General features: G+C 69.4%; 28 protein-coding genes. 18 read left to right on the plus strand and 10 right to left on the minus strand.

Annotated elements, in window-relative coordinates; all coding sequences use genetic code 11:
* Nucleotides 1–11: 11 nt before the first annotated feature.
* The 4 genes from ACZ6O0_RS42645 to ACZ6O0_RS42660 are packed head-to-tail and all read right to left on the minus strand — an operon-like array spanning nucleotide 12 to nucleotide 3735.
* Entirely contained in the window at nucleotides 12–2006 is a 1995-nt protein-coding gene (locus ACZ6O0_RS42645; protein WP_465770821.1) for a TOMM precursor leader peptide-binding protein, read from the minus strand.
* Complete coding sequence (locus ACZ6O0_RS42650; protein WP_465770822.1) at nucleotides 2003–2275, minus strand: hypothetical protein; 273 nt, start codon at nucleotides 2273–2275, stop codon at nucleotides 2003–2005. Before ACZ6O0_RS42650 ends, ACZ6O0_RS42645 begins: the two co-directional genes overlap by 4 nt.
* A gap of 60 nt (nucleotides 2276–2335) precedes the next feature.
* Nucleotides 2336–3172: a hypothetical protein gene (locus tag ACZ6O0_RS42655; RefSeq protein ID WP_465770823.1), complete on the minus strand. Its 837-nt coding sequence runs from the start codon at nucleotides 3170–3172 to the stop codon at nucleotides 2336–2338.
* 2 nt (nucleotides 3173–3174) lie between these two features.
* Nucleotides 3175–3735, minus strand: a complete 561-nt coding sequence (locus tag ACZ6O0_RS42660) for a hypothetical protein (RefSeq protein WP_465770824.1) — start codon at nucleotides 3733–3735, stop codon at nucleotides 3175–3177.
* Between the two features lie 125 nt (nucleotides 3736–3860).
* Here ACZ6O0_RS42660 and ACZ6O0_RS42665 point away from each other — a divergent pair, with 125 nt between their 5' ends.
* Nucleotides 3861–6446 (plus strand): DUF3376 domain-containing protein, encoded by a 2586-nt coding sequence (locus ACZ6O0_RS42665; protein ID WP_465770825.1) that lies wholly within the window; start codon nucleotides 3861–3863, stop codon nucleotides 6444–6446.
* Here the strand turns inward: ACZ6O0_RS42665 and ACZ6O0_RS42670 are convergent.
* From ACZ6O0_RS42670 to ACZ6O0_RS42685, 4 genes are all read right to left on the minus strand, one after another.
* The gene (locus tag ACZ6O0_RS42670) at nucleotides 6421–7245 is read right to left on the minus strand and encodes a DUF3097 domain-containing protein (protein ID WP_465770826.1); all 825 of its coding nucleotides are present in this window, start codon (nucleotides 7243–7245) and stop codon (nucleotides 6421–6423) included. The two genes, ACZ6O0_RS42665 and ACZ6O0_RS42670, sit on opposite strands and share 26 nt — an antisense overlap.
* 25 nt (nucleotides 7246–7270) lie before the next feature.
* A complete protein-coding gene (locus ACZ6O0_RS42675) occupies nucleotides 7271–8806 on the minus strand; it encodes an NCS1 family nucleobase:cation symporter-1 (RefSeq protein ID WP_465770827.1) in 1536 nt (511 codons plus the stop codon).
* A gap of 139 nt (nucleotides 8807–8945) precedes the next feature.
* Nucleotides 8946–9716, minus strand: coding sequence for an MBL fold metallo-hydrolase (locus tag ACZ6O0_RS42680; RefSeq protein WP_465770829.1), 771 nt, complete (start codon nucleotides 9714–9716; stop codon nucleotides 8946–8948).
* Nucleotides 9717–9726: 10 nt separating this feature from the next.
* The gene (locus tag ACZ6O0_RS42685; protein ID WP_465770830.1) at nucleotides 9727–10074 is read right to left on the minus strand and encodes an EF-Tu/IF-2/RF-3 family GTPase; all 348 of its coding nucleotides are present in this window, start codon (nucleotides 10072–10074) and stop codon (nucleotides 9727–9729) included.
* Nucleotides 10075–10197: 123 nt separating this feature from the next.
* Here ACZ6O0_RS42685 and ACZ6O0_RS42690 point away from each other — a divergent pair, with 123 nt between their 5' ends.
* The 11 genes from ACZ6O0_RS42690 to ACZ6O0_RS42740 all read left to right on the plus strand — a co-directional run bounded on the left by ACZ6O0_RS42690 (nucleotide 10198) and on the right by ACZ6O0_RS42740 (nucleotide 19354).
* Nucleotides 10198–10839: a ThuA domain-containing protein gene (locus tag ACZ6O0_RS42690; protein WP_465770831.1), complete on the plus strand. Its 642-nt coding sequence runs from the start codon at nucleotides 10198–10200 to the stop codon at nucleotides 10837–10839.
* Nucleotides 10824–11927 carry a Gfo/Idh/MocA family protein gene (locus ACZ6O0_RS42695; RefSeq protein WP_465770832.1) on the plus strand — a complete coding sequence of 368 codons (1104 nt, stop codon included), beginning with the start codon at nucleotides 10824–10826 and terminating at the stop codon, nucleotides 11925–11927. The genes ACZ6O0_RS42690 and ACZ6O0_RS42695 overlap by 16 nt, the downstream gene beginning before the upstream one ends.
* Nucleotides 11928–12033: 106 nt before the next feature.
* The gene (hrcA, locus tag ACZ6O0_RS42700; RefSeq protein WP_465770834.1) at nucleotides 12034–13056 is read left to right on the plus strand and encodes a heat-inducible transcriptional repressor HrcA; all 1023 of its coding nucleotides are present in this window, start codon (nucleotides 12034–12036) and stop codon (nucleotides 13054–13056) included.
* Between the two features lie 70 nt (nucleotides 13057–13126).
* Nucleotides 13127–14272: a molecular chaperone DnaJ gene (gene dnaJ / locus ACZ6O0_RS42705; RefSeq protein ID WP_465770835.1), complete on the plus strand. Its 1146-nt coding sequence runs from the start codon at nucleotides 13127–13129 to the stop codon at nucleotides 14270–14272.
* On the plus strand, nucleotides 14273–14989 hold the full coding sequence (locus ACZ6O0_RS42710) for a 16S rRNA (uracil(1498)-N(3))-methyltransferase (RefSeq protein WP_465770836.1): 717 nt from the start codon (nucleotides 14273–14275) through the stop codon (nucleotides 14987–14989).
* 76 nt (nucleotides 14990–15065) lie between these two features.
* Complete coding sequence (locus tag ACZ6O0_RS42715; RefSeq protein WP_465770837.1) at nucleotides 15066–15395, plus strand: ArsR/SmtB family transcription factor; 330 nt, start codon at nucleotides 15066–15068, stop codon at nucleotides 15393–15395.
* A 92-nt stretch (nucleotides 15396–15487) separates the two neighbouring features.
* Entirely contained in the window at nucleotides 15488–15904 is a 417-nt protein-coding gene (locus ACZ6O0_RS42720; RefSeq protein ID WP_465770838.1) for a hypothetical protein, read from the plus strand.
* Nucleotides 15904–16110 (plus strand): hypothetical protein, encoded by a 207-nt coding sequence (locus tag ACZ6O0_RS42725; RefSeq protein ID WP_465770839.1) that lies wholly within the window; start codon nucleotides 15904–15906, stop codon nucleotides 16108–16110. The genes ACZ6O0_RS42720 and ACZ6O0_RS42725 overlap by 1 nt, the downstream gene beginning before the upstream one ends.
* Before the next feature lie 22 nt (nucleotides 16111–16132).
* Nucleotides 16133–16819 carry a response regulator gene (locus tag ACZ6O0_RS42730; RefSeq protein WP_465770840.1) on the plus strand — a complete coding sequence of 229 codons (687 nt, stop codon included), beginning with the start codon at nucleotides 16133–16135 and terminating at the stop codon, nucleotides 16817–16819.
* Nucleotides 16820–17038: 219 nt separating this feature from the next.
* Nucleotides 17039–18322 carry a sensor histidine kinase gene (locus tag ACZ6O0_RS42735; RefSeq protein ID WP_465770841.1) on the plus strand — a complete coding sequence of 428 codons (1284 nt, stop codon included), beginning with the start codon at nucleotides 17039–17041 and terminating at the stop codon, nucleotides 18320–18322.
* Between the two features lie 561 nt (nucleotides 18323–18883).
* On the plus strand, nucleotides 18884–19354 hold the full coding sequence (locus ACZ6O0_RS42740) for a hypothetical protein (protein ID WP_465770842.1): 471 nt from the start codon (nucleotides 18884–18886) through the stop codon (nucleotides 19352–19354).
* Nucleotides 19355–19360: 6 nt separating this feature from the next.
* Here the strand turns inward: ACZ6O0_RS42740 and ACZ6O0_RS42745 are convergent, their stop codons facing one another.
* On the minus strand, nucleotides 19361–20509 hold the full coding sequence (locus ACZ6O0_RS42745; RefSeq protein ID WP_465770843.1) for a Gmad2 immunoglobulin-like domain-containing protein: 1149 nt from the start codon (nucleotides 20507–20509) through the stop codon (nucleotides 19361–19363).
* Entirely contained in the window at nucleotides 20506–21015 is a 510-nt protein-coding gene (locus ACZ6O0_RS42750; protein WP_465688291.1) for a SigE family RNA polymerase sigma factor, read from the minus strand. Before ACZ6O0_RS42750 ends, ACZ6O0_RS42745 begins: the two co-directional genes overlap by 4 nt.
* Nucleotides 21016–21461: 446 nt before the next feature.
* On the opposite strand from ACZ6O0_RS42750, the gene ACZ6O0_RS42755 reads away from it, so the two are divergent.
* Genes ACZ6O0_RS42755 through ACZ6O0_RS42780 form a run of 6 tightly spaced genes read left to right on the plus strand, consistent with a single transcriptional unit; the run spans nucleotide 21462 to nucleotide 26100 of the window.
* On the plus strand, nucleotides 21462–22388 hold the full coding sequence (locus ACZ6O0_RS42755; protein ID WP_465770850.1) for a PhoH family protein: 927 nt from the start codon (nucleotides 21462–21464) through the stop codon (nucleotides 22386–22388).
* Nucleotides 22385–22855, plus strand: coding sequence for an rRNA maturation RNase YbeY (ybeY, locus tag ACZ6O0_RS42760; protein WP_465770844.1), 471 nt, complete (start codon nucleotides 22385–22387; stop codon nucleotides 22853–22855). Before ACZ6O0_RS42755 ends, ybeY begins: the two co-directional genes overlap by 4 nt.
* Nucleotides 22856–22862: 7 nt before the next feature.
* A complete protein-coding gene (locus ACZ6O0_RS42765) occupies nucleotides 22863–24167 on the plus strand; it encodes a hemolysin family protein (RefSeq protein WP_465770845.1) in 1305 nt (434 codons plus the stop codon).
* 9 nt (nucleotides 24168–24176) lie between these two features.
* Complete coding sequence (locus tag ACZ6O0_RS42770) at nucleotides 24177–24509, plus strand: cytidine deaminase (RefSeq protein ID WP_465770846.1); 333 nt, start codon at nucleotides 24177–24179, stop codon at nucleotides 24507–24509.
* Nucleotides 24493–25422 (plus strand): GTPase Era, encoded by a 930-nt coding sequence (gene era / locus ACZ6O0_RS42775; RefSeq protein WP_465770847.1) that lies wholly within the window; start codon nucleotides 24493–24495, stop codon nucleotides 25420–25422. Before ACZ6O0_RS42770 ends, era begins: the two co-directional genes overlap by 17 nt.
* Before the next feature lie 12 nt (nucleotides 25423–25434).
* On the plus strand, nucleotides 25435–26100 hold the full coding sequence (locus ACZ6O0_RS42780; RefSeq protein ID WP_465770848.1) for a GNAT family N-acetyltransferase: 666 nt from the start codon (nucleotides 25435–25437) through the stop codon (nucleotides 26098–26100).
* The last annotated feature ends 335 nt before the right edge of the window (nucleotides 26101–26435 follow it).

A 26435-nucleotide genomic window follows, 5' to 3' on the forward strand; every position in this document is an offset into this window, starting at 1 on the left:
CGGTCAGCCCTTCACGCGAGTGGATGCGGGTCGAGGTTCAGCTCGTCCCACCGGGCCGGCCGCGGCCGCAGACCCATCCGGCTCGGCAGCTCCAGCAACCGCTGCCCGCCGAGCCGGGCCTGGTCCGCACCGAACCAGATCGGAACGAACCCAGGCACCACCGCGCGCACCACGCGGACCCCGAGGCCGGCCACATCCGGTGGCGTGAGGTCCATGGCGAGCACATCCGGCGCCACCTGCGCCAGCGACCGGGTCAGCTCGGCGAGACCATCCTTGCCCTGAGCAACGAGTGGTACGGCGTCCGGCCACGGCTGACGCGGTGCCTCCCGGAGGAAACCCATCCCGGCCGCGGCCGCGTGCGGGTCGGCGTACAGCAGGTCGTGGTCGTCCAGGGTCGCCACGTTCGACGGCGCGGCGGCCAGCTCCGCCATCCGGGCTCGTACGGCGGACTCCCGCAGGCGACCCAGCAGGATCGGCCGCACCTGCCCGGCCTCGAGGACGGCGGACCTCGCGGCGGTGACCGGATCGAGCGCCGCACTCACGCCGACCACCGCGGCCGGCGCCTGAGCGGACCACAGGATCGCGAGGGCCACCGCCGCCACCGTGTCGGACGGCAACAGATGCACCACGACCTCGACGCCGCGGCGCGCGTACGACAGGGCGATCGCGCGGGTCTGCTCGTCCGGAACGTCCGTCGCGGCGACACAACGCCCGGGCAGCCGGTGCGACCAGGCGATCGAGAACGCGTCCCGCTCGACCACCTCGAGCAAGGCCCGCAGCGTCGCGCCGGCCCGGTCCGGCCAGGCGGCGAACCCGTTCGATGTCGCCGGGAACAGGGCGGCTTCGGCAGGTGGGCGGTACCCCAGATGCGTTGCCAGCAAGGGGATCCAGACCTCATCACCGGTCACGAGCGACTCGGCCGGCACCCACTCCAGCTCGGTCTCGGGCCGCCACGGCTGGTAGGGCAACGCGTCGTACTGGTGGTCGGCGAACAGCACGAGGTCGCGCGGATGCACCGCCGGCCGGCCGAGTCCGTCGTACGTCGAACTGACGCGGCGGTCGGGGTGCCAGGTCATGGCGGCGTACCGTTCCAGGGCTTCGCCGAGCGCGCCGTCGCGGGCCTCCTGCCGCGTCCAGCCCTTGCCGGAGCACACCAGGAAGGCAGCATCGCCGGTGCGGAAGTGCACGTTGGCCAGCTCGGCGGCGGCAATGAGGGGTCGCTCGGGCTCGGACACATCCTTCGGCAGCATTTCGAGCCGGCGGACCACGCCGCACAACGAGTCGACAGCAGGCCCGGCAGCGACCACAACGTCGCTGGCGCGCACTTTCGAACAGGCTGGGCAGTCCGGGCGCGGCAGCACCGGGTGCAGGTCTTCGGTGCCGTGCGCATCGAGTGTCAGTACGCCGGCATTGAGTCGTGGTGGCGCGATCCCGAGCGTCAGCGCGAACAGCTCCGCCACCAGCACGCCGGTGACCATCGGCAACAGCGCCGGCAGGACCGGCCACTCCGCGTCATCCGGGATCCGGCGGGCGTCGAGCTCCTCCTCGAGCGCCATCGCCGCCGCGAAGTCGTCCGCACACGCCAGCGCGCGCATCCGCCAGCACAGGAAACAGGGTCCCGTGCCGGGCAGCACCAGCGGACCTACGGTCGCCCGCGTGCCGCGGAGCTCGGTGTGGACCGTCGGTACACCCAACATCAGGCCGGTGGTGTTGACCCACGGATGCAGGACCGGAAGCGAGCCGTCACCTGCCGCGACCACGAGATCCGCACCCGTCATCAGCTCGGGCAGTTCGTCGCGCTGCCGCGGATACGGCACCCGGATGACGAGGTCAGGCTGGATCCCGGAGCCGGTCAAGACCGCGCGCACCGCGTCGGTGATGTCCGCGCGCCCGATCAGTACGACGCGCAGCGCGGCCAGCCGGCTCGCGAGCATCTCCCGCTCGCGAGCTGACGACGACACCACGGACAGCCAGTCGGGGACCGGAACCGCCCGCACCGAGGTCATTCGCCGAGATCAGCGAACCGCCGTACGGCGCCTTCGTCGTACCCGCCGATCGCGCCGGCACCCACCGCGGGCTCGAAGACACCGAGCATCGCGCACCGCACGACCTTGCCGAAGAAGGCCGTCGCTCCGGCCGCTTCCGTCGCTCCCGCACCGCCGCCGAGCAGGAGATCGGAGCCGAGCGCCAGAATGTCGCGGACCTTGACGTAGGCCTCCCACTCGGTCTCGGTGATCGAGTTCAGCTTCTCCTTCAGATCCGTCAACTCGGACATCGCTTCCCCCTTGGTTGCCTGCCTCCGAGTATCAGCCCGGCCCAGTCCGGCCGTCGAGGGTCAGGGTGGGTCGTTCTGGAACTGGAACTGGACCCGGATCGAGTCGTCCAGCGGTACGACGACCGTCGTGTTGGACGCGGTCCAGTTCTGCGGGACCAGGAACAGGCGGTTCTCGCCGACCACGAGGAGCCGGAGACCGCGGTAGCGGTAGTTGAAGGTCTGGCCGGCGCCGGCGCGGAGGGTGGTTTCTTCGAGACCCGGTGACCGGAGGGCGAGCTTCTCCTTGGTGTCCAGGATGACGACCGGGAAGCGGTCCAGGTGCCGCGCGTCGGACTTCGCCAGCCCGCGTCCGGAGTACTGCGCTGTCGTTGCCGTCGCCCAGAACGCGCAGGTCACCGTCACGACCCCGAGCAGCACGATCAGCACTCGCTGGGTGCCGAGCCCCGGATCGACCTTGCGGCGCAGGTACGTGAGGTACGCGAGCGCGGCCGCGGCCAGACCGATCACGGCCGGCACCACCAACGCGTAGTACGGAAGGTGCCCGATCAACGGATACGCGAGCAGTCCGGCCACCCCCAGCACCAGGACGACGACGGCCAGCCGGGCGGCCCGTCGTACGCCGGAAGCCGTTGGATGGATCGCGTTGTGCAGCAGCAGACCGGCGACCGCGAGCAGCGTAATGACGAGCAACGGCACCAGCAACGGCTGGGGACTGCGCATCACGTAGTCCTGCGTACTCAGACCGATGGTGTCGACGTCGATCCCGAAGTACGCGTACTGCGATCGCGCGGACACATACCCGAAGTAGAACAACAGCGCGCTGATCAGGGTGATCGGCGTGACGATGCCGGCGGCGAAGCTCACCCAGCGTTCGGCCTGCGACCGCTCGTCCGCCATCCCTACCCGCCCGAGGGTGGTTGTGCGGTGAGCAGGATCTGGCTGCCGCTCCGGCCTTCCAGGCTGTCGCAGTCCTCCTGGCTCGCACAGGTCGCCTTGCCCGGGATCTGCAGGGTCGTGGTGCCGGTGTCGGCGCTCTGCCGGACGCCGGCGTAGCAGGTGTCGTGGCTGTCCGCCGTCCACTTGACGCCCGGACAGGCCAGGAGATCGCCGGGGCAGGCCGACTGATCGGCGTCGAAGACCCCCGGAGGGTCGAAGGTGGGTGAGCCGAGTTCGATCGTGGTGCCGTCCGGGAGCGATGTGTCCGTCAGGCTCACCGAGGTGCAGTTCGGACTGGCGTCGTCGATCGGCGATCCGCCGACCGGTAGCGATGCGATGTTTATCGACGGCTGCTCTTGTTGGGGCTGTGTCGATTCAGGCTCTGTCGGTTCGGGTGCCGGCTCGTTGGTGTTCTCCGCCGGCGTGGTGACCTCCGGTGACGACGTGCCGCTGTCACCGGACGTGTCCGAACACCCCGCGAGCAGAACCACCAGCACCGAAACCGTCACTGCGAAACCGCGCATGACGACCACCCCCACTGAACAGGATGACCCTGCGTGCAGATCGCGACAACCTTTTGTTCACTCTCCGCTGCGACAACTGTCAATCGACGTCACGGCCGTGGTATCTCTGGGTCGAGGGGGGACGCATGACCGATCACGAGATCCGGATCGCGCTGGTGCTGAACGGTGGGGTCAGCCTGGCGGTGTGGATGGGTGGGGTGACGCACGAGCTGGATCTGATCCGGCGGGCGTCCGGCGACGGCAAGGCACCGAAGTCGCAGCCGTACGACGAGGAGCTCGCGCGCCGCTGGCGGGAGCTGTGCCGCAGTGGTGAGGACGACCGGCGGGTCGTGGTCGACGTGATCGCCGGCACGAGCGCCGGCGGGCTGAACGGGTCGTTGCTCGCGACAGCGATCTCCAACGGCTCGACGCTGGACCCGGGCGGCGACGGCGGTCCGTGGCTGCGGCAGAAGTGGGTCGGCCTCGGGTCGCTCGAGGTCGGCAAGCTGGTGCCGTCGGCGGGGGAGAAGTCCAGCTCGGTGCTCGACGGCAAGTATTTCCTGCAGGAGCTGGACAACCTGATCAAAGGTGTCGCCGACGCGGGCGAGAGCGCGGCGGAGGAGCCGGTCACGCTGTTCGTCACCGCCTCCGGGTTGGGTGTGCAGCAGTTCGAGGCGAGGGACGCCGCGGGCCAGGCCTTCGTCGTACCGGATCACCGCTATCTGTACGCGTTCACCAGTGAGAACGCGGAGACGTACGACGGCAAGACGCGGAAGTACTCGGTCGCGGACAAGAACGGACTGAAGGACACCAGGCTGCTGGCCCGGGCGGCTCGTGCGTCCGCGTCGTTCCCGGCCGCGTTCGGACCTGTGCTGGAGACGCCGAAGCTGGCCGCGGCGCCACCGCGGATGCAGCCCACCGCGGTGGCCGGATCCGGTGCCTGGCTGGTGGACGGCGGGGTGCTCGACAACGCGCCGTTCGGGCCGGTCCTCGATGTCGTCGCGCGCCGGCCCGTGGCCGGACGAGCGAGCCGCTACGTGCTGTACGTCGTACCGTCGGCCGGGATCGGGAGTGCGTCGACGGCGCTGCCCGAGGCGAAGGAGCCGAGCTGGCGGGTGTCCGCGTTGTCGGCGGTGCAGTTCCCGCGCGAGGTGGACTTCCGGTCCGATGTCGAGCAGCTCGAGCGGCTGCTGATGGAGGCGGACGCGTCCTGGTCGGACACCCAGCGGCTCTTCGATCGTTGCATGGAGCACCCTGAGGAGCGGGTCCGGCTGAAGGCGGCCGCCGAAGCACTGCAGCCGGTGTACTCGCGGGGTCGTGCGGCCGGCGGGGTGTGGGAAGCGGTGATGATCGCGAACCACGACCAGTCGACCGTGCTGGATGCCGCGACCGCACTGTCGGAGCCGGAGATCGACGAGGTCCTGGCGACCAAGCATCCGTGGGTTCCGGGCCCGGACGGTTCGACGGCCGCGTTGCAGAACGACGAGGCGGGTCAGTCGAGCTGGCTGTGGGGGACCGGGGCGGCGGAACGCGTCGTACGGCTGATCCTGCGGTCGCTGCGGAGCCGGGTCAGTGACGCAGGGCCCGCCGAGCGGGGCGAGCTCGAGCGGCGGCTGAAGGCGGCCAGTGATTGCCTGCTGCACGTACAGGCGGTGCGGGACGCGCTGAACGACGAGCTGGCCAAAGCCGATCTCGATCTGCGGCCGGCCGGTGGTGCCGAGGCGGTCGCGATCGGCTTGGCGGACATCTTCGACGAGCTGCAGATCCAGCGCGCGCTCGGCGACGTCTTCCTCGATCTGATCGCCTCGATCGGGTGGGACCTGATCGACACCGCGCTCGAGGTCGAGATCGTGTCCCGGTGCACGTCGGCGCGAACGCCGCAGCAGCGTAGTGCGCCGTTCCAGTTCCTCCGGCTCGGACCGGACATCCCGCTGACGTTGCTGGACGACCAGCCGGAGGGCTCGATCGCCAACGACCTCAAGGACCGCATCCTGTACGGCTCGCAGGTCGGGCACTTCGGCGCGTTCGGTGCGGCGGACTGGCGGCGGTGGGACTGGCTGATGGGCCGGTTGCACTGCGTCGCCCACCTCGGGGCGATGCTCGGTGCCGACGCGGACTGGATCCGCGAGACGCAGCGGCAGGTGCTCGAGGCGGAGGACTGGAAGATCGGGGCGATTGCCGAGCGCATCCAGCGGCTGGCCGAGGACTTCCCGGTCGACGCCGGCCTGGGCGCGCTGGTCACGATGCGGGACGAGCTCAATCAATCCGCCGAGGGACGCGCGACCACCAAGGGACTGGCCGACCGGATGGTCGAGGTCTCCGGCGGGCTCGGGCCGCAGGTCGGCGACTGGGTCAAGTCGGCCGCGGGCCGCAAGCATCAACCCCGGTCGTGGCTGCTGCGGTGTGCTCGCTGGTTCGCCGAGCCGGCCCGGGAGTCGGTGTGGACGCGGATGGTCCGGGGGGCGAACCTGAGCCCGGCGCAGCGGCCGCTGCTGTTCGAGCCATGGTTGCCGTTGGCAACGTTGCTGGTGGGCGTGGTGCTGCTCGTCGTCGCCGGGGTCGTCGACGGCGGCGCCGTACGCATCATCGCCGCCGTGCTGGCCGGAGCGGTCCTCGCGGTCACCGCGATCCTCGGCCTGGTGACCTGGTACGTCCGGCGCGCGCGGCGCCGGATCCAGGCCTGGATCGAGCGGCGGATACCGGACCTCAGTCCAGCGTCACGAAATCGATGAGCTCCTCGACCCGGCCCAGCAGGGCCGGGTCGAGATCGGCGAAGCTGTTCACCTTGGACAGGATGTGCTTCCAGGCCGCGGCCACGTCGGCCTGGTCGGTGGCCGGCCAGCCGAACGTCCGCAGCACGCCCTTCTTCCAGTCCTGCCCGTGCGGGATCGCCGGCCAGGCCTTGATCCCGACGGACGACGGCTTGATCGCCTCCCAGATGTCGATGAACGGGTGACCGACGACGAGCACGTGCTTGTCGGTGACCTGGGCCGCGATCTTCGATTCCTTGGAGCCTTCGACCAGATGGTCGACCAGGACGCCGAGCCGCCGGCCGGGACCGGGCTGGAACCGGTTGACGATCCCGGGCAGGTCGTCGACCCCCTCGAGGTACTCGACCACGACGCCCTCGATCCGCAGGTCGTCGCCCCAGACCCGCTCGACCAGCTCGGCGTCGTGCCGGCCCTCGACGTAGATCCGGCTCGCGCGGGCGACCTTCGCCCGGACGTTGTCGACCGCAACCGAACCGGACGCCGTCCGGGTCTTCCTGGCCGGCCCGGCCTTCTTCGGCGCCTTCAGGCTGACCGGCTTGCCGTCCAGCCAGAAGCCGGGGCCGAGCGGGTAGGTCTTGATCTTGCCGAACCGGTCCTCGAGATCGACCACGCCGTGCTCCCAGCGCACGATCGCACCGACGAACCCCGAGCTCGGCTCCTCGACGACCATCCCCTTCTCGATCTCGACCTCGACGGTCCGCCCGTTCTTGGGCTTGCGCCAATCCCCACTGAGTACGTCGTTCCCATACCGATCAGCCACCGCACAACCGTATGTCGTGGGAGGACTAGAACGTGGGAGCGGCGTGCGACGGGCTGGGCTGGCGGCTCGGTGCGGTGAGCGTCAGGACCAGGTACGTCAGGAAGCCGACGACGAGGCCGACCGCCCACGAGTAGTCGTACAACGGCTTGAGGAACGGGATCAGGCCGTCCTCGGGGAACGGGCCGGCGCCGGGGTTCGAGTACGCGCCACCGACCGCGAGCAACGAGCCGAGCAGGGTGGCGACGACCGCACGCCAGTTCCAGCCGGCGGAGTACCAGTAGCGGCCGTTGACCTGGTACAGATCGGCCAGGTACAGGTTGGTCCGGTCGATCAGCCAGTAGCCCGCGATCAGGACGCCGGCCACCGAGGCGAGCAGGCCGCCGTAGAAGGACAGCCAGACGAAGATGTAGATCGACGGGTCCGAGATCAGCCGCCAGGGCTGGATCACGATGCCGATCACGCCGGTGACCAGGCCCGCGGTGCGGAAGTTCAGCCAGCGCGGCAGTGCGTTCGCGAAGTCGTACGACGGACTGACGACGTTGGCGGCCACGTTGCACGACATCGTCGCCAGGATCGCCATCACCAGGCCGATCGTCACGACCAGCGGGTTCTCGAACCGGCGGGTCAGCTCGACCGGGTCCCAGATCGCCGTACCGTAGACCAGCACGGTCCCGGACGTGGTGATGATCGAGACCAGCGCGATGAACGACATCGTCGTCGGCAGGCCGATGATCTGGCCCCAGACCTGTTGCCGCTGGCCCTTTCCGAACCGGGTGAAGTCCGGCATGTTCAGCGACAGCGTCGCCCAGAACGCGATCATGCCCATCAGCGCCGGCGGGAAGATCTTCCAGAAGTCGCTGCCCCAGCCGAGTTTCGACGGCTGGTCCAGGATCGGGCCGAGACCGCCGGCCTTGACCAGGATCGCGATCATCAACGCGAGGAACGCGACCGTGACCAGCGGCGCGGCCCAGTTCTCGAACCGGCGCAGACCCTCGATACCGCGCCAGATCAGCACCATCTGGAGCACCCAGAAGAACGCGAAGCTGAGCCACAGCGTCCACGGGTGCCCGCCGATCGCGGACGCGTCGGTCCAGCCTTTGCCGAACAGTTCGCCGACGATCACGAAGATCGCCTGCCCGCCGATCCAGGTCTGGATGCCGAACCAGCCACACGCGATGAACGCCCGCAGCAACGCCGGGAAGTTCGCACCGCGGACGCCGTAGAACGCTCGCGCGAAGACCGGGAACGGGATGCCGTACTTCGTTCCCGCGTGGCTGTTCAGCAGTAGCGGGATCAGGACGATCAGGTTTCCCAAGGTGATCGTGAGGAAGGCCTGCAACCAGTTCATCCCGAGCGCGACCAGACCGGCCGCGAGCAGGTAGCTGGGGATGTTGTGCGCCATGCCCATCCAGAGCGCGGCGTAGTTGTACGTCGTCCAGTGCCGCTCGGGCAACCGGGTCGGCGCGAGTTCGGCGTTGGCGTACGGGCTGTTCGCGACCGCGTCCGGATCGGTCAGTTCGACCCGCCCGTCAGGATGAACCGTCTGCTCCGTCGTGGTCATTGGCCCCACCACCCGATCCGGTCGAGACATCCGTTCCGCAACAACGTGCGGTACGACGTGACGTCCTGTCAACGGACAACTACCAAACGGTCAGCATCTCGGGCCGAGGAGGGGAGGGGCGGCTGGCTTTTTCGGGCAGTTATCCCGGGCCGACGAGGGGGAGGGTCGGCCGGGTCGGGGCACCGAGTGCCCCGTAGCCGCGCTTGATCGCGTCCTGCAGTTTCTCCAGCGGCCACGGCCAGTCGTCGGTGTGCGTGAGGGCTTTGTCCAGCGACGTACCGGCGTGGTGCAGGCCGGAGATGGTGTTGGCGACCGTGCCCATGTCGTCGGCCTGGTCGCGGACGAACTCGGCGTCCACCACGGCGCCGTGCCCGGGGACGACCTTGGCGGTGCCGGACAGCAGGCCGATCACCCGGTCGACGGTGTCGGGCCACTCGAGCGGATACGAGTCTTCGCCGTACGACGGCGGTGCCGACTCCTCGACCAGGTCACCCACGAAGAAGACGTCCGCGTCGGGGACGACCACGACGGCATCGCCATCGGTGTGTGCGTTGCCCAGATGAAGGAGCTCGACCCGGCGGTCCCCGAGGTCGACGACCTTCGCGACCGCGAACGTGGTCGCCGTCAGCTTGGCCGCGGCGGCGGCGTTCTCGTGCGCGATGATCTCGGCCTGGTCGAACACGCTGTTGCCGACGACGTGGTCGAAGTGGGCGTGGGTGTTGACGACCCAGCGCACGGGTTGGTCGGTGACCTCGCGGACGTGCTCGCGCAGTTCCTCGGCCTGCTCGGTCGTGGCTCGCGTGTCGATCAGCAGTGCGCCGCCGGATCCGGCGACCAGGCCGATGTTCAGGTCCCATTCGTCGTACCGACGGACCCAGCAACGATCTCCGACCTCGGCCCACGCGCTCATGGCGCCGACATTACTTGCTCAGCACATCGCCCTTGAGCACCTGGTCCCGCTGGAGGCCGCGGAGCAGCAGACCGACGTTGTCGCCGGGCTTGGCCGTGGTGACCGTCTTGCGGAACATCTCGATCCCCGTCACCTCGATCTGCACCAGCGGCTGTCCGGCCCGGCTCAGCAGGACCTGCTCGCCGACGGTCACCGTGCCGGCCATCACCCGGCCGGTCACCACCGTGCCCCGGCCGGTGATCGAGAACACGTCGTCGACGGTCAGCCCGAACGAACCCACCGGCAGAGTGTCCTGCGGCCGCGTCCCCGGAAAGGTGTTCGCGGGTGCGCTACCACGCTTCCAGAACTTCCATCCCATTGATCGACCTTAATCCAGGTGGCGGAATCGGACTTGAAGGCCGGTCGGGACGGGCCTACTGTCACGGTGGCGGTTCGCAATCTTTCCGTCTCGGTTCCGAAAACTTTCGAAAGGGTGGATGTCTTGACGACACGACGTGCACTGGTGGTCCGGGGCGGCTGGGAAGGTCATTCCCCGGTCGAGGCGACGGACCTGTTCATTCCGTACCTGAAGGAGAACGGCTACGAGGTCACCGTCTCCGGCACGACCGAGAGCTACCTCGACCTCGACGGTGTCGACCTGGTGCTGCAGTGCGTCACCATGAGCGACATCCCCGCCGAGCACGTCAAGGGCCTGGACGCCGCGGTCCGCAACGGCACCGGCCTGGCCGGCTGGCACGGCGGTATCGCGGACTCGTTCCGGAACAGCGTGGACTACAACTTCATCGTCGGCGGGCAGTTCATCTCGCACCCGCACGGCTTCACCGACTACCGCGTCGAGGTGGTCGCCGAGCACCCGATCGTCGAGGGCATCTCGCACTTCGACGTCCACACCGAGCAGTACTACATCCACTACGACCCGACGAACACCGTGCTCGCGACGACGACCTTCCAGTCGCACCCGGACTACCCGTGGATCGAGGGCGCCGTGATGCCGGCCATCTGGACCCGGACCTGGGGCGAGGGCAGGGTCTTCGTCTGCACCGTCGGCCACAAACTGGACGACCTCGAGAACGCCGACGTACGCACGATCATCGAGCGGGGGCTGCTGTGGGCGAGCAAGTGACCGGTATCGGCATCGTCGGCACCGGAGTCATCTCCGGCACGTACCTCGACCACCTGGCGAAGCTCCCCGGCGTCGACGTGGTCGCGGTCGCTGACCTCGACGTCAGCCGCGCCCAGGCGATCGCCGAGAAGAACCCGGGCATCCGTGCACTCTCCCCGGACGAGCTGTACGCCGCGGATGACGTGGACATCGTGCTCAACCTGACCATCCCCGCCGCGCACGCGCCGGTGCACCAGGCCGCGATGGCAGCCGGCAAGCACGTGTACGGCGAGAAGCCGCTGGCCGTCGACCGCGCCGAGGCGGAGCCGCTGCTCAAGTACGCCGCCGCCAACAACCTCCGGGTCGGATGTGCTCCGGACACTGTGCTCGGCACGGGCACCCAGACCGCTCGGGCGGTGATCGACCGCGGCGACATCGGCGTACCGCATGCTGCGACGGCGTCCTTCTTCACGCCAGGGCACGAGCTGTGGCACCCGGCTCCGGAGTTCTACTACCAGCCCGGTGGCGGTCCGGTCCTCGACATGGGTCCGTACTACGTCACCAGCCTGGTGACCCTGCTGGGTCCGGTGCGACGAGTCACTGCGCGTGCTGGGCAGTCCAAGCAGGAGCGCAAGATCCACACCGGTCCGCGGGCGGGTACGACGTTCCCGGTGCAGGTGCCGACGCACGTGACCGGCGTACTCGAGCACGAGTCGGGTGCGTTGACCACTGTGTTCATGTCCTTCGACACCTGGGCCGCACGGCTGCCGAGGATCGAGGTGCACGGGACCGAGGGCAGTGTGTCGGTTCCGGACCCGAACGGGTTCGACGGCACGGTCGAGATCGCCACGGCTACGAACCGTGACTGGACCGAGGTTCCGGTCGCCGGTGGGTACGCCGGAGCCGGCCGGGGTGTCGGGGTCGCGGACATGGCTCGGGCACTGCGCAACGGCGAGCCGCACCGGGCCGACGGCGCACTCGCCTACCACGTGCTCGACGTCCTCGAGTCGCTGCTGGAAGCGGCCGCTCAGGACCAGCCTGTGGACGTGGCGAGCACGGTCGAGCGCCCGTCCGCCGTACCGTTGGGGGCGTCGCCCGAATCAGCCTGAGACCCGCCCCACGCCGTCACGCGTCGGTGCGAGCTACTACGGCTCGGTAGACTGGCACTCTGAACGCCGGAGTGCCAAGGGTCGACGCTGAGAGAGGGTGGTGCGCGTGCTGGACGAACGCAAGCTGGATGTTCTCCGCGCCATCGTCGAGGACTACGTGGCGACCCACGAGCCGGTCGGCTCCAAGACACTCGTGGATCGCCACAACCTCGGGGTGTCGCCGGCGACCGTGCGCAACGACATGGCCGCGCTGGAGGAGGAGGGGTACATCACCCAGCCGCACACCAGCGCCGGCCGGATCCCGACCGACGCCGGCTACCGGCTGTTCGTGGACAAGCTGAGCACGGTCAAGACGCTGTCCCCGGCGGAGAAGAAGGCGATCACGTCCTTCCTGGCCGGCGCGGTCGATCTGGACGACGTCGTCCGCCGTACCGTCCGGCTGCTCGCGCAGATCACCCGTCAGGTCGCGATCGTGCAGTATCCGTCGCTCAACCGGTCCAGCGTCCGGCACATCGAGGTCGTCACGATGACCCCGCGCCGGCTGCTGCTGGTGCTGATCACCAGCACCGGCCGGGTCGAGCAGCGGATCGTCGAGCCGCCGCACGACGTCGACGAGCAGCTGATCGCCGACCTGCGGTCCCGGCTGAACACGGTGCTCGCCGGTCAGCGGCTGACCGACGCGACCACGTCGCTCGCCCAGGTCACCGAGACGTTCGCCCCGAGCGACCGCAACCTGGTGGCGGCGATCGTGACGACGCTGCTGGAGGCGTTCACCGACGAGGTCGGCGAGCAGCGGATCGCGGTCGGCGGCGCGGCCAACCTGACCCGGTACGGCGACGACTTCGAGCGCAACGTGAAGCCGGTGCTGGAGGCGCTCGAGGAGCACGTCATCCTGCTCAAGCTGCTCGGCGAGGCGACCAACCCACAGACTCTGACCGTCCGCATCGGCCACGAGAACCCGTTCGAGGAGCTGGCCACCACGTCGGTGGTCGCGACCGGCTACGGGTCCAAGTCGGAGGCGCTGGCCACGCTCGGCATCGTCGGCCCGACCCACATGGACTACCCCAGCACGATGGGCGCGGTCCGCGCCGTCGCGCGCTACGTCAGCCAGATCCTGGCAGACACCTAATGAGGGCGTGTCTGATGGTCCCCCGCCTACTGCGCGGCACGCCCACTTCCCCCAACCCCTGGTCTGGAGTATGAGCACCGATTACTACGCCGTCCTGGGCGTCAGCCGTGACGCGACACCGGACGAGATCAAGAAGGCGTACCGCAAGCTGGCGCGCCAGTACCACCCGGACGTGAACGACTCCGAGGACGCGCACCACAAGTTCCAGGAGATCGGGCGCGCCTTCCAGGTACTGAGCGACCCGCAGAAGCGGCAGATGCACGATCTCGGCGGCGACCCGTTCGCGACCGGTGCCGGAGCGGGCGCCGGCGGTGCCGGCTTCGGCCAGGCCTTCACGTTCACCGACATCATGGACGCCTTCTTCGGCCAGACCGGCGGGGCCACCCGCGGGCCGCGGCCGCGGACCCGGCGTGGCCAGGACGCGCTGATCCCGCTGCGGATCGACCTGGCCGAGGCCGCCTTCGGGACGACCCGGGAGCTCAAGGTCGACACCGCCGTACTGTGCCCGACCTGTTCCGGTTCCGGCGCTGCGGCCGGGTCCGAGCCGGTCACCTGCGAGATCTGTCACGGGCGGGGCGAGGTCACCCACACGCAGCGGTCGTTCCTCGGTGAGGTCCGGACCATGCGCCCGTGTCCGAACTGCCGCGGCTACGGCACCACCATCCCGAACCCGTGCGTCGAGTGCGCCGGCGACGGCCGCGTCCGGTCCCGCCGTACCGTCACCGTGAAGATCCCCGGCGGCGTCGACACCGGCACCCGGGTGCAGCTGTCCGGTCAGGGCGAGGTCGGCCCCGGCGGCGGCCCGTCCGGCGACCTGTACGTCGAGATCGAGGTCGAACCGCACGAGATCTTCACCCGCAACGGCGACGACCTGCACTGCACGGTCACCCTGCCGATGACGGCGGCCGCGCTCGGCACCACGATCGACCTGCCGACGCTCGAGGGCGAGACCACCCCGCTGGAGATCCGGCCCGGCACGCAGTCCGGTACGGCGCAGACGCTCACGGCCCGGGGTGTCCCGCGTCTGCGGCACGCGGGCCGCGGCGACCTGATCGTCCAGGTGATCGTCGAGACCCCGACCAAGCTCGACGACTCCCAGGCCGACCTGCTCCGGCAACTCGCCGAGGTGCGCGGCGAGGAGCGCCCGCAGGGCCATGTCCAGGCCACCCACAAGGGCGTCTTCGGCCGCCTCCGCGACGCCTTCGGCGCCCACTAGATGGGCGTCGCGGTCTTCCATCTGGAAGATCTGTCCGGTGACGAGTTGTCCCTGGACGGCGCCGAAGGACGGCACGCGTCGGTCGTCCGCCGGATCGGGCCGGGCGAGCGGATCCGGCTCACCGATGGACAGGGGTCCTGGGCTGAGGGCGCGGTGGTTTCTGCCGGCAAGACAGGCCTGACGGTTGCCGTCGACGAGCGTGGCTCGGTGGCGGCGTCCTGTCCGCGGCTCGTTGTGGTGCAGGCGTTGCCGAAGGGTGAGCGGGCTGAGCTCGCCGTCGAGATGCTGACCGAGGTCGGCGCCGACGTGATCGTCCCGTGGAACGCCGAGCGGAGTCAGTTCCGGAGCAATCCGGAGCGGTCCGCGAAGACGCACGCCAAGTGGCAGGCGTGGGCGTTCGAGGCAAGCAAGCAGTCGCGACGGGCGTGGTTCGCCGAGGTCGCGCCGATTGCGACGACCGCCGAGGTCGCGCGACTGGTCGCCGACGCTGCGCTGCCCGTCGTACTGCACGAGGAAGCCAAGGTCCCGCTCGCCGAGCTCGACGTACCGGCTGAGGGCGATGTCGTCATCGTGATCGGACCCGAAGGTGGAATCGCGCCGGCGGAACTGACCGCCTTCGGAGTCGAGCCGGTCCGACTCGGCGACACCGTCCTGCGCACGTCAACCGCCGGGGTCGCGGCGGCCGCCGCACTCCTCGCCCGCTCCCGCTGGACCTGACCACGCGGCCTGGACTTCTCCGTCTAAGCTGTTAGACGGCAACCGAACACTTCCGTGCGACGAGGATCGAACGCTGATGGCAGCCGACTCCGCCCGGGCGCGGGCGCTCGTGCACACCGAGCCGGTCGAGGTTCCGCTGCAGGTGGCGCTGGACGCGCTCGCGGACCCGGTCCGGCGGTCGATCCTGCGCGACCTGGCCGGGCACGACGACTGGACCCGCGCCTGCGGCACCTTCGACCTGCCCGTGACGAAGGCGACCCGCAGCCACCATTTCGCCGTACTGCGCGCCGCCGGGCTGATCGAGCAGCGCGACGAGGGCGCCCGCCGGCTGAACCGCCTCCGCCGGCCCGAGTTCGACCAGGCGTTCCCGGGGCTGCTGGCCGCGACCATCGACCGCCCGGACTGATCCTTACAGAGCCCGAACATTGCTCCGATCGTCCTCGAATGCCACTCGGGGAGAGTCGTTCCTGTCAGGTTGACCGAGAACGAGGAGTGAAGATGCGCAGGTCTGTGCGCGGCATGGTGGCGGCGGGTACGTCGGCCGTCGTCCTGATGGGCGGTCTGGTCGCGAGTACGACGGTGGCCGCGGCTGATCCGAGTCCGACGCCGACTCCGTCGTACAAGCAGGTCACGCTGAGCCCGGAGGAGTCGCAGAAGCTGTGCGCCGAGAAGCTGCCGAAGCTGATCGAGCGCCGCGACAAGCTGGCCAAGCGGATCAGCGGTGGCGCCGACGTGAAGGGATCGGTGGCATGGCTGAAGGCGCGGGCCGAGAAGCAGAAGGCCAAGGGGCACGACAAGATCGCGGCCCAGTTGGAGAAGCGTGCCGAGCGTCGCGCCGGCCGGCTCGAGCAGCTCGCCACGATGAAGACCAAGCTCGAGACCTTCAAGACCCAGCACTGCCAGGTGGTCAAGTGATGCGCAGGGTGCTGGTCGCTCTCGTCGGTACGGCGGCGATCGTCGTCGGATTGTCCGCGTGTGGACAATCCGACGAGCAACCCGGTGGACAGCCGACCGGCCGGCCGGCGACGACTCAGGTGGAGTCGCCGGATCAGGAACTGGCGCAGATCGGGTCTACCCTGGACGCGATCGATGGCGAACTGGCGACGGACGGTTCGCCCTGAGCCGGCACCCCGGGAGCAGATGATGACCGCAGCCGGTCGCGGGCTGGTCCTGGTGGTGGAGGACGAGGCGGCGATCGCCGAGGTGATCGCGCTGTACCTGCGCCGGGACGGGTTCGGCGTACAGATCGAGTCCGACGGCGAGGCCGCGCTGGCCGCCTGGCGACGGGTGCATCCGGTGGCGGTCATCCTCGACATCGGGCTGCCGGGGCGCGACGGCGCGGACATCTGCCGGACGATGCGCGCGGCGGGGGACTGGACTCCGGTCCTGTTCGTCACCGCACGCGACGACGAGGTCGACCGGCTCCTCGGCCTCGAACTCGGCGCCGACGACTACATCACCAAGCCGTTCAGCCCACGCGAGCTGGCCGCGCGGGTTCGGACGGTACTGCGACGGTCCGCCGGCACGCTCCCGTCCGGTGACGTGCTGTCGGTGGGTGCCGTGCGCGTCGACGTCAGCCGACGACGCGCGTGGGCGGGCGATGCCGAGGTGGCTCTGACATCCACCGAGTTCGACCTGCTGGCCCAGCTGTTCCGTCGACCCGGCCGCGTCTTCGAGCGCGACGAACTCCTGAGCTCGGTCTGGGGCTACCAAGCGTCCGCGGGCACCCGCACCGTCGACGTACACATCGCCCAACTCCGCTCCAAGCTCGGCCCGTCCAGCCCCATCCGCACAGTCCGCGGCGTCGGCTACGCCGCAGACCACGACTGATGCCGAGGTCGAACGGATGACCGGCCTCGGACGGATGACGGCGCTCGGCCGGCTGGCAGGGCTCGGCCGGCTGGTAGGGCTCGGGCGATGACGGGGTTTGAGCGGACCGGGGTTCTTGGGCGGCGGGCGGGTGAGCCGGGGCGGGGGTCGTTGGCGACGCGGATTGTGCTGGCCTGTGTGGCGGTGGCGGGGATTGCCGTGTTGGTGGCGGGTGTGGTGATGGCTGGGTTGGCTCGGCGGTCGGCTCAGAACGTGTTGCAGGATTCGCTGTCGGCACAGGCCGATGTCATCGCCAGTCAGGTGGACGAGCGCGGGCTGGGTTCCCGGGCCGTGGGGCTCGGGCGGGTGGCCGAGGTCGTGCGCGGGCAGGGGATCGTGGTGGTGATTCTGTTGCCTCGGCGCGGTATCCAGCCGACGGACCAGCGATCCATCCAGGCCGCGACCACAGCTGGTCTGAACGACATCGGGAGTACGCAACGGATCTCGTCCACGGTCAGCGTCGACGGCACGGACTACCTGGTGGAGGCGCGCGGGATCGGCGCGAGTTCAGGCTTTGCCCTGGTCGAGCCGGTCCGGATGGCGTCGGACACCCAGCGCATCCTGATCCGCAACATCCTCTTCGCGTTAGGCGCCGGCCTGTTGGTGGCAGCGCTCGCCGGTGCGCTCTTAGGCCGATTGCTCGGACGCCCGTTACGCCGTACGGCGGATGTCGCGGCCGCGATGCGCCAAGGCCGACGGGATCTGCGCGCACCGGTCGAAGGCCCGGCCGAGGTCGCCGAAGTCGCGCAGGCCGTCAATGAGCTGTCTGTCGCGTTGCAGCACAGCGAGGAGCGCCAGCGTGAGTTCTTGTTGTCCGTCTCGCATGAACTCCGCACGCCACTGACCGCCGTACACGGCTTCGCCGAGTCTCTTGCTGACGGTGTGGCTACCGACCCGCGGCGTGCCGGCCAAGTCATCCAACAGGAATCACAACGGCTCGAACGCCTCGTCAGCGACCTCCTCGACCTGGCCCGAATTGGCGCTGACCAGTTCCAGCTCGACCTGGCCCAGGTGGACCTCCGCGAAACCCTCACCGCCTGCGCCGAAGTCTGGCGAACCCGCTGCGAACGCCAAGGTGTCCGCTTCCACCTGGACCTGCCACCCGTTCCGGCCGTCGTCACCACCGACCCCCGCCGAATCCGCCAAGTCCTGGACGGCCTCGCCGAAAACGCCCTCCGAGTAACCCCCGCCGGCGCAAACCTCACCATGTCCCTCGGCCACGCGGGTCCTGGCGCGGTCGTGATCCAGGTCCGCGACGGCGGCCCCGGCCTGGCCCCCGAGGACTACGCCGTCGCCTTCGAACGCGGCGTACTCAACCAGAAATACCGCGGCCGCCGCCCAGTCGGCTCCGGCATCGGCCTAGCCCTGGCCCACGGCCTCATCACCCGCCTGGGCGGCACCCTCACCGCCGCCCCCGCCCCCGAAGGCGGCGCCGCCTTCACCATCCACCTCCCCACCACCTGAAGCGCCAACCACACCACAAGAACACCGCCCGCAAAGGTCACCGCTTCGCGGCGGCAGTCCTTTGGCCGCCTCCGGCGGCAGCCGCGGACCGGGTTGCGGTGTCGGCGATGGTCGGCGGACGGAGTGTGGTCCCGTGAACTGGCGTCGGTGGTGATCCGCCGGCTCCATCACCTGCCCGACGCCGGCTGCGCCTGGGATGTCGCAAACGGACCCCACCTCCGGTGCCCCGAGAGGACACCGCTTCGCGGCCGCTGTGCATTTAGCCGCCTTCGGGGGTGTCCGCGGATCGTGGTCGCGTGTCGGCGTGGTTGGCAGATGGAGTGTGATCCCGCGAACTGGAGTCGTGTGGGTCCGTCGGGCTGCGTGAGCTGCTGGTCGTGGTGGGTCCGCCGGATCCGTCACCTTGGTCGGATCCCCGGCTCGGTCACCGACGAGCCGCCTGCTGCGGCGGGACTGATAGTTGCTCCTGGCATGTATGTCACTTGCTGCAGAAAGGTGGTCGCGGTCGGCGGTGGGTGCATAGGCTGCTCGGGCGAGGTTCGCTCACCTTTGGAGGAGCTGATGGTTCGGTTGTCTCGGGTTGTTGTGGCGTTGGCGGTTGTTGCCGGAGGGCTGTTTGTGCAGGCTGTGCCGGCGAGTGCGACCCATCTGCCGGGCTGTTACGGCACCCGGCAGGAACATCTGCCACTGACCTACCACTCCACAGTGGTCGGGTACGTCGACCTCTACTACAGCTCGGCGAACAACGGCACGAACTGTGTGAAGACGACGTCTGCCGGACCGTCGGCCGGCGTCTCCAAGTTCATGCTCGCGAAGATCTACCGCTGCACGGGTCCATCGGGCAGTAACTGCTCCGACGGCCTGGGAGGTTTCGACCAGCGGGACGAGGACAAGGGCAACTTCCAGTCGTTCGCCGGGCCGGTCAGCGTGACCGGGACCTCAGGCAGGTGCGTGTCCTTTGTCGGCCTGGTGACCTGGGGCGGGCAGAACCTCGGCGCGGGGTCCTCGCCTAAAGCCGTCCACTGCGGCTGACACGGCTCACTTGACGAAGATCGTCTTCGAGTCGGCGTCGGAGATGGAGCCGTCGGCGTCGGAGATCAGGTAGGCGTCGATCTGGTAAGGGCCGGGAGTGAGTTTGAGTTCGATGAGGAACGGCGAGAACTTCAGGCCTTCCTTGGTGTTGACGTAGCTCTTCGCGGCTGTCTTGCGGGTCTTCAGGTTGGTGACCTGGTAGTTCACCGTGGCTTCGAAGGCGTTGGCGGTGCCTTGGATGGTGAGCGGGCTGGTGGTGGTCTGGCCTTCGGTGGGGGAGTCGATCCAGACGAGGGCCTGGACGTCGGCGGCCTGGGCCCGGCCCAGGGGTTCGCTGGTGTCGATCTGGCCGAAGAGTCTGGCGCCGGAGCGGCCTTGCTGGGTGACCTGGACCGGCTCCTTGCTGTTGTGCAGGGCGCCCTGGACTGTGTAGATGAGCTGCTGGGTGGCGATGTCGGCGGTGTCGGCGTCGAGGTCCGTCGCGGGGAGTTGCTTGAAGTCGACGGTCACCACCCCCTCGGACCGGGTCACGCTGGTCACCTCGGCGCCGCGCCAGACGGAGTAGTAGTCGGGGTCGCCGGGCTGCTTGCTCGTCATGATCCGGACTGCCTCGACGGCCGGGCGGCCGCTGACCTTGGCCCACGTGCGGTACAGCCGCACGGTGGAGCGGGTCTGCGTGCTCGGCTTCGGTCCGACGACGACGGACTTGCCCCCGGCCCGGTCGCCCAGCCAATAGACGGGTACGACGGCGCTCTTGACGACCTGCTCCGGTTTGCCGCGTTCGGTGGGGGCCGTGGTGGCCTCGGGCGCGGTGGTCGGGGGGAGAGTCGCCACCGGGGATGGGGTGGGGCTCGGGATGGTCGAGGAGGGCGCGCCGCTGGCGGTGGTCGTCGTACCGGGGCCGGCTACGGCGTCGCCGTCGTTCGCGGTGTTCTGGTCGCCGTTGAAGACGGTGAACGCGCCGATCGCCGCGGCGGTGCCGACCGCGGCCGCGCCGACGGTCATCAGCCACGGGCGTCGGGCTGCGGGCCGGCGCTGGGCGTGCGCGCGGGCGCGGATCTCCGGAAGGGCGTCGGCCGGCTCGATCCGGTCGGCTTCCTCGGCCAGGGCCCGCCGCATCATCTCGTCGAACGGCTCGTTCGAGTGGTCGTTCATATGGTCTGCTCCAGGAGCTGGCGCAGCGACTTGCTCGCGCGCGCGGCGTGGCTCTTCACGGATCCCCGGCTGATGCCCATCGTGTCGGCGATCTCGGCCTCCGACAGGTCACCGTAGTACCGCAGCACCATCACGGTGCGCTGCTTCTCCGGCAGGGTGCGCATCGCCTCGATCACCCGGTCGGTCTCGGCCGTCCGCAGTACCGCCTGCTCGGCGCTCGGTTCGTCCGGCAGGGTGCGTGGAGTGTGCTTGTCCACCACCACCAGGTGCCGCTGGCGGGAGCGGCAGCGGTTCACCACCGCGGTGCGCAGGTACGCGAGCGCCTTGTGGGGGTCGCGCAGCCGGTGCCAGCGGCCGTGCATCGCGACGAACGCGTCCTGCACGATCTCCTCGGCCGTACCGGTGTCGCGCAGCAGCAAGGCGCCGAGCCGGACCAGCGACGTGTAGTGCGCCGTGTAGACAGCCGTCAGCGCCTCGTCGGCATCCCACGAGGACTCATGTGTCACGCACTCTTCGTACACCACGGCCGGTTGTGCCACGACACGAAGACGCCAAGACCTCCTTCCAGGTTGACAACGGCGATGGTTCGTCGACGGCGGGGGCGAGACGAACTGCGCTCATCGCTGCATGTGTTCACGCCCGCACACGCGGTGGGGATCCCCGGCCGGGGGTAGACGCTCGGGCGGGGCGGCTAGTCCTCCGAGCCGCCGCGGAGCGGCGTGTCGTTGCCCGGAGGGCGTGTTGGGAGGAATTACGAGTGAGGGTGTCGGGCGGGGCGGCTAGCATGGGTGGGGTCAACATTCTCGGCATCAGGAGGAAGAGCCTGTCCAGGCCACGCAGTATCGAACCGGAGGCGCGCGCCAACGGCGCCGGACGCGATGAGCTGTCCCGATCGAACACCGCCGCCGGCGCGCAGGCAAGCCACAAGATCATCGTGCCGAACAGCATCGACATGGTGGCCCTGCTCGGAGCCCGGGACGAGTTCCTCCGCATCGTCGAGAAGGAGTTCGCTGCCGACATCATGGTCCGCGGCAACGAGATCACGCTCAACGGCGAGCCGGCCGAGCTGGCCCTGGCCGAGCGGCTGATCGACGAGCTGATCGCGGTCGTGCGGACCGGGCACGGGCTGACCGCGGACTCGGTCGAGCGCAGCATCGCGATGATCAAGTCCGCGACGGCCGAGAGCCCGGCCGACGTGCTGACCCAGAACATCCTGTCCAGCCGCGGCCGCACCATCCGGCCGAAGACGCTGAACCAGAAGCGGTACGTCGACGCGATCGACAAGAACACGATCGTGTTCGGCATCGGCCCGGCCGGTACCGGCAAGACCTACCTGGCCGTGGCCAAGGCCGTCCAGGCCCTGCAGGCCAAGGAGGTCAACCGGATCCTGCTGACCCGGCCGGCGGTCGAGGCCGGTGAGCGGCTCGGCTTCCTGCCCGGCACGCTGTCGGAGAAGATCGACCCGTACCTGCGCCCGCTGTACGACGCCCTGCACGACATGCTCGACCCCGAGTCGATCCCGCGGCTGATGACGGCGGGCACGATCGAGATCGCGCCGCTGGCGTACATGCGCGGCCGGACGCTGAACGACGCCTTCATCATCCTGGACGAGGCCCAGAACACCTCGCCGGAGCAGATGAAGATGTTCCTCACCCGGCTCGGCTTCGGCTCGAAGATGGTGGTCACCGGCGACATCACCCAGGTCGACCTGCCGACCGGCACCAACTCCGGTCTGCGCGTCGTCCAGGAGATCCTCGAGGGTGTCCAGGACCTGACGTTCTGCCGGCTCACCTCGCACGACGTCGTCCGGCACAAGCTGGTCGGCCGGATCGTGTCGGCGTACGAAAACTATGAAGGTAGCGCTGACAACAAGCGATGAACGTCGAGGTCAACAACGAGTCCGGGGTCGAGATCGACGCACACGGACTGATGCGGCTCAGCCGGTTCGTGATGTCGTCGCTGCGGCTGCACCCGGAGTGTGAGCTGTCGATCAAGCTGGTCGACGAGGACACGATGGCCCGGTACCACGTCGAGTTCCTGGACCTGCCCGGTCCGACCGACGTGATGTCGTGGCCGATGGACGAGCTGCGGCCCGGCGCCGAGGACGACGGCGAGCCGCCGCTCGGGCATCTCGGCGACATCGCGCTCTGCCCGACCGTCGCGGCCGCGCAGGGCGCGAAGGCCGGGCACGGCACCTGGGCCGAGCTGGAGCTGCTGACCGTGCACGGCATCCTGCACCTGCTCGGCTACGACCACGCCGAACCCGCCGAGAAGGCGGAGATGTGGGACGTCCAGGGCCGCCTTCTGGAAGCATGGCGGGCTCCTGGTAACCGGCTGGAAGGGTGACGTTCCGTTGACCTCCCACGACCTCGTTCTGCTGGTTGTGGCCGCGGTGCTCGTCCTGCTCGCCGGGCTGTTCGCCGGCGCCGAGGCCGCACTGTCGTCGTACTCCAAGGTCCGCGCGAACGAGCAGGTCGAGCAGGGCAACCTGCGCGCGGTCCGGCTGCGCGACCTGCTCTCCGACGCCCCGCGGTACCTGAACTCCCTGCTCCTGCTCCGGCTGAGCTGCGAGATCACCGCGATCGTCCTGGTCACCCAGGCGCTGTCCGGCGTCTTCGAGGTCACCTGGGAACACATCCTGATCACCGCCGTGGTGATGATCCTGGTCTCGTACGTGATCATCGGCGTCGCGCCGCGGACGCTGGGCCGGCAGCACTCGGACCGGTTCGCGATCATCTCGGCCGGTCCGGTGATGGCGCTGACCCGGGTGCTCGGGCCGCTGCCGAAGGTGCTGATCATGATCGGCAACGCGCTCACCCCGGGGAAGGGCTTCGCCGAAGGCCCGTTCGCGACCGAGGCCGAGCTGCGCGCGCTGGTCGACTACGCCGAGAAGTCCGCGGTGATCGAGTCCGGCGAGCGGCAGATGATCCACTCGGTGTTCGAGCTCGGCGACACCATCGTCCGCGAGGTGATGGTGCCGCGGACCGACATGGTCTACATCGAGCGGCACAAGAAGCTCCGCCAGCTCACCTCGCTGGCGCTGCGCTCGGGGTACTCGCGGATCCCGGTCATCGGCGAGTCGCTCGACGACATCCTCGGCGTCGCCTACCTCAAGGACGTGATGCGCCGGGTCTACGACAACTCCTCGGCCGAGTCGACCGAGCGGGTCGAGTCGGTGATGCGGCCGTGCATGTACGTGCCGGACTCCAAGCCGGTCGACGAGCTGCTGCGCGAGATGCAGGCGGCCCGGATGCACCTGGCGATCGTCGTCGACGAGTACGGCGGTACGGCGGGACTCGTGACGATCGAGGACATCCTCGAGGAGATCGTCGGCGAGATCACCGACGAGTACGACGAGGACCCGGACTCGGTGCAGCAGCTGTCCGACGGCGCGTACCGGGTGTCCAGCCGGCTCCCGATCGACGAGTTGGGCGAGCTGTTCGGCGTACCGCTGGACGACGACGACGTCGACACGGTCGGCGGTCTGATGGCGAAGCTGCTCGGCAAGGTGCCGATCCCCGGCGCCGAGGTGGAGATCGCGGGTCTGTCGCTGACGGCGGAGCGGCCGTCCGGCCGCCGCAACCAGGTCGGTACTGTGCTGGTACGGCGCGAAGAGACCGCTCCGTCGCCACAGGACCAGAACCACCAGCACGCCTAGGAGCACTTCTTGTCAGACCTCTCGGCGGAGGACGCCAAACTCGTCACGCTCGCTCGTGCGGCCCGCGCTCGTACGCGCGCTGCCGAGGGCGCGGCCGTCCGCGACTCCGACGGGCGGACGTACGCCGCCTGCACGGTCTCGCTGGACACGGTCGACCTGACCGCGCTCCAGCTCGCGGTCGCGATGGCGCTCGCCTCGGGCGTGAAGGGCCTGGAGGCCGCCGCGGTGGTCAGTGAGGCCGACTCCGTCGACGTCAACGTCGTCCGCCACTTCGCCGGCGCCGCGATTCCCGTAGTACTTGCCGAAGGCACCGGAGAGGTCCGCGATGTCGTCCACACCTGAGCCGTTCAAGTCCGGTTTCGCCTGCTTCGTCGGCCGCCCCAACGCGGGGAAGTCCACCCTCACCAACGCGCTGGTGGGGAAGAAGATCGTCATCACCTCGTCCAAGCCGCAGACGACCCGGCACGCCGTCCGGGGGATCGTGCACCGGCCGGACGCGCAGCTGGTGCTGGTCGACACGCCCGGTCTGCACAAGCCGCGGACGCTGCTCGGCGAACGGCTCAACGACCTGGTGAAGACCACCTGGGCCGAGGTCGACGTGATCGCGGTCTGCCTGCCGGCCAGCGACAAGATCGGGCCGGGCGACCGGTTCCTGGTGAGTGAGGCGGCGAAGGTCGCGAGAACCCCGAAGGTCGCGCTGGCCACCAAGGCGGACCTGGTCGAGCCGGACCGGATGGTCGAGCACCTGGCCGAGATCGCCGCGCTGGGGGAGTCGGCCGGGATCGAGTGGGCCTCGATCGTGCCGGTGTCGGCGACGTCCGGCTTCCAGGTCGACGTGGTCGCCGACGAGCTGGTCAAGCTGCTGCCGGAGGGCTTCCCGCTCTACCCCGACGGCGACATCACCGACGAGCCCGAGGAGACCCTGGTCGCGGAACTGATCCGCGAGGCCGCGCTCGAGGGCGTCCGGGACGAGCTGCCGCACTCGATCGCGGTCACCATCGACGAGATGGGCCTGCGCGAGGACCGCCCCGAGGACAAGCCGCTGCTCGACGTGTACGCGAACATCTACCTCGAGCGGGACAGCCAGAAGGGCATCGTGATCGGTCACAAGGGTGCCCGGCTGCGCGAGGTCGGCGCGGCCGCCCGCCGCCAGATCGAGGCGCTGCTCGGTACGCCGGTCTACCTCGACCTGCACGTGAAGATCGCCAAGAACTGGCAGACGGACGCCAAGCATCTCCGCAAACTCGGGTTCTGAGGGGACCATCCGGTGCTGACCAACCCCGTGTACGCCGCTCTCACCGGCCCGCACGCCACCTTCGCCGAGACCCGTGGCGACGTACGCCGCTACCCGACCGCGGTCGCGCCGTTCCTCGGCCTGCCCGACCACCCGACCGAACAGGACTGGTCGGACGCCGCTGCTCTTCTAGGCCCCGGCACGACGGCCGCGCTCATCCGCCCCGAGCTGCCGCTTCCGGAGTTCTTCAAACTGGACCGCCAGTTCGGCCTGGTGCAGTTCGTCGCCCCCGCGTCGCTGGCCGCCGAGGACCCCGAGACGGTCGTCCTCGGTCCGGACGACGTACCCGAGATGCTGTCCCTGGTCGCGCTGACCGACCCCGGTCCGTTCCGCTCGCGCACCATCGAACTCGGCCCGTACCTCGGCATCCGCCGCGACGACGAGCTGATCGCGATGGCCGGCACCCGCTTCGACCTGCCCGGCTACACCGAGATCAGCGCCGTCTGCACCCACCCGTCCTACCAGGGCCAGGGCCTCGCCACCCGCCTCATCCGCGCGGTCGCCGCCCACATCACAGCCGCCGGCAAACAACCCATCCTCCACACCGGCAGCACCAACACCAACGCAATCCGCCTGTACAACGCCCTGGGCTTCACCCTCACCAACGAAATGAAGGTAACCCGCGTCGAGGTGGTGTAAATCCACCCACGCGTGCTACGCGGCCACTCCTCCGTCGCGCCCGCTGTCCGACGAGCTGGCCCCCCACAGTCGCCGCCACCACAATCGCTCGCGTCCCCACGCCGACTCCGGTCGTCGACCGCGCGTGACGAAGGAACGCGCGGACCGCGGGCGGAAGCCCGTAAGCCGAGCGGGCGGCAGCCCGCGCAGCACGGGGCGATCAGCCTCGCACAACGCGGGCGGTAGCCCGCAGGGAAACGTCCTGGGCTGTGTCAAGGATTGTGGACAGTTGCGGGGGTGTTGGTTAGGCGGCTGTTGTGGGTTGTTGGTGGTGGGTGAGGGCTTCGTGCGGGGTG

This window comes from Kribbella sp. NPDC048837, assembly GCF_055586945.1.

Excerpts from the sequence above, each read along its gene's own strand:
- ACZ6O0_RS42645 (WP_465770821.1), bottom strand. The coding sequence starts at position 2,006 with ATGACCTCGGTGCGGGCGGTTCCGGTCCCCGACTGGCTGTCCGTGGTG.
- ACZ6O0_RS42650 (WP_465770822.1), bottom strand. The coding sequence starts at position 2,275 with ATGTCCGAGTTGACGGATCTGAAGGAGAAGCTGAACTCGATCACCGAG.
- ACZ6O0_RS42655 (WP_465770823.1), bottom strand. The coding sequence starts at position 3,172 with ATGGCGGACGAGCGGTCGCAGGCCGAACGCTGGGTGAGCTTCGCCGCC.
- ACZ6O0_RS42660 (WP_465770824.1), bottom strand. The coding sequence starts at position 3,735 with ATGCGCGGTTTCGCAGTGACGGTTTCGGTGCTGGTGGTTCTGCTCGCG.
- ACZ6O0_RS42665 (WP_465770825.1), top strand. The coding sequence starts at position 3,861 with ATGACCGATCACGAGATCCGGATCGCGCTGGTGCTGAACGGTGGGGTC.
- ACZ6O0_RS42675 (WP_465770827.1), bottom strand. The coding sequence starts at position 8,806 with ATGACCACGACGGAGCAGACGGTTCATCCTGACGGGCGGGTCGAACTG.
- ACZ6O0_RS42680 (WP_465770829.1), bottom strand. The coding sequence starts at position 9,716 with ATGAGCGCGTGGGCCGAGGTCGGAGATCGTTGCTGGGTCCGTCGGTAC.
- ACZ6O0_RS42685 (WP_465770830.1), bottom strand. The coding sequence starts at position 10,074 with ATGGGATGGAAGTTCTGGAAGCGTGGTAGCGCACCCGCGAACACCTTT.
- dnaJ (WP_465770835.1), top strand. The coding sequence starts at position 13,127 with ATGAGCACCGATTACTACGCCGTCCTGGGCGTCAGCCGTGACGCGACA.
- ACZ6O0_RS42710 (WP_465770836.1), top strand. The coding sequence starts at position 14,273 with ATGGGCGTCGCGGTCTTCCATCTGGAAGATCTGTCCGGTGACGAGTTG.
- ACZ6O0_RS42715 (WP_465770837.1), top strand. The coding sequence starts at position 15,066 with ATGGCAGCCGACTCCGCCCGGGCGCGGGCGCTCGTGCACACCGAGCCG.
- ACZ6O0_RS42720 (WP_465770838.1), top strand. The coding sequence starts at position 15,488 with ATGCGCAGGTCTGTGCGCGGCATGGTGGCGGCGGGTACGTCGGCCGTC.
- ACZ6O0_RS42725 (WP_465770839.1), top strand. The coding sequence starts at position 15,904 with ATGCGCAGGGTGCTGGTCGCTCTCGTCGGTACGGCGGCGATCGTCGTC.
- ACZ6O0_RS42730 (WP_465770840.1), top strand. The coding sequence starts at position 16,133 with ATGACCGCAGCCGGTCGCGGGCTGGTCCTGGTGGTGGAGGACGAGGCG.
- ACZ6O0_RS42735 (WP_465770841.1), top strand. The coding sequence starts at position 17,039 with ATGGCTGGGTTGGCTCGGCGGTCGGCTCAGAACGTGTTGCAGGATTCG.
- ACZ6O0_RS42740 (WP_465770842.1), top strand. The coding sequence starts at position 18,884 with ATGGTTCGGTTGTCTCGGGTTGTTGTGGCGTTGGCGGTTGTTGCCGGA.
- ACZ6O0_RS42745 (WP_465770843.1), bottom strand. The coding sequence starts at position 20,509 with ATGAACGACCACTCGAACGAGCCGTTCGACGAGATGATGCGGCGGGCC.
- ACZ6O0_RS42755 (WP_465770850.1), top strand. The coding sequence starts at position 21,462 with ATGGTGGCCCTGCTCGGAGCCCGGGACGAGTTCCTCCGCATCGTCGAG.
- ybeY (WP_465770844.1), top strand. The coding sequence starts at position 22,385 with ATGAACGTCGAGGTCAACAACGAGTCCGGGGTCGAGATCGACGCACAC.
- era (WP_465770847.1), top strand. The coding sequence starts at position 24,493 with ATGTCGTCCACACCTGAGCCGTTCAAGTCCGGTTTCGCCTGCTTCGTC.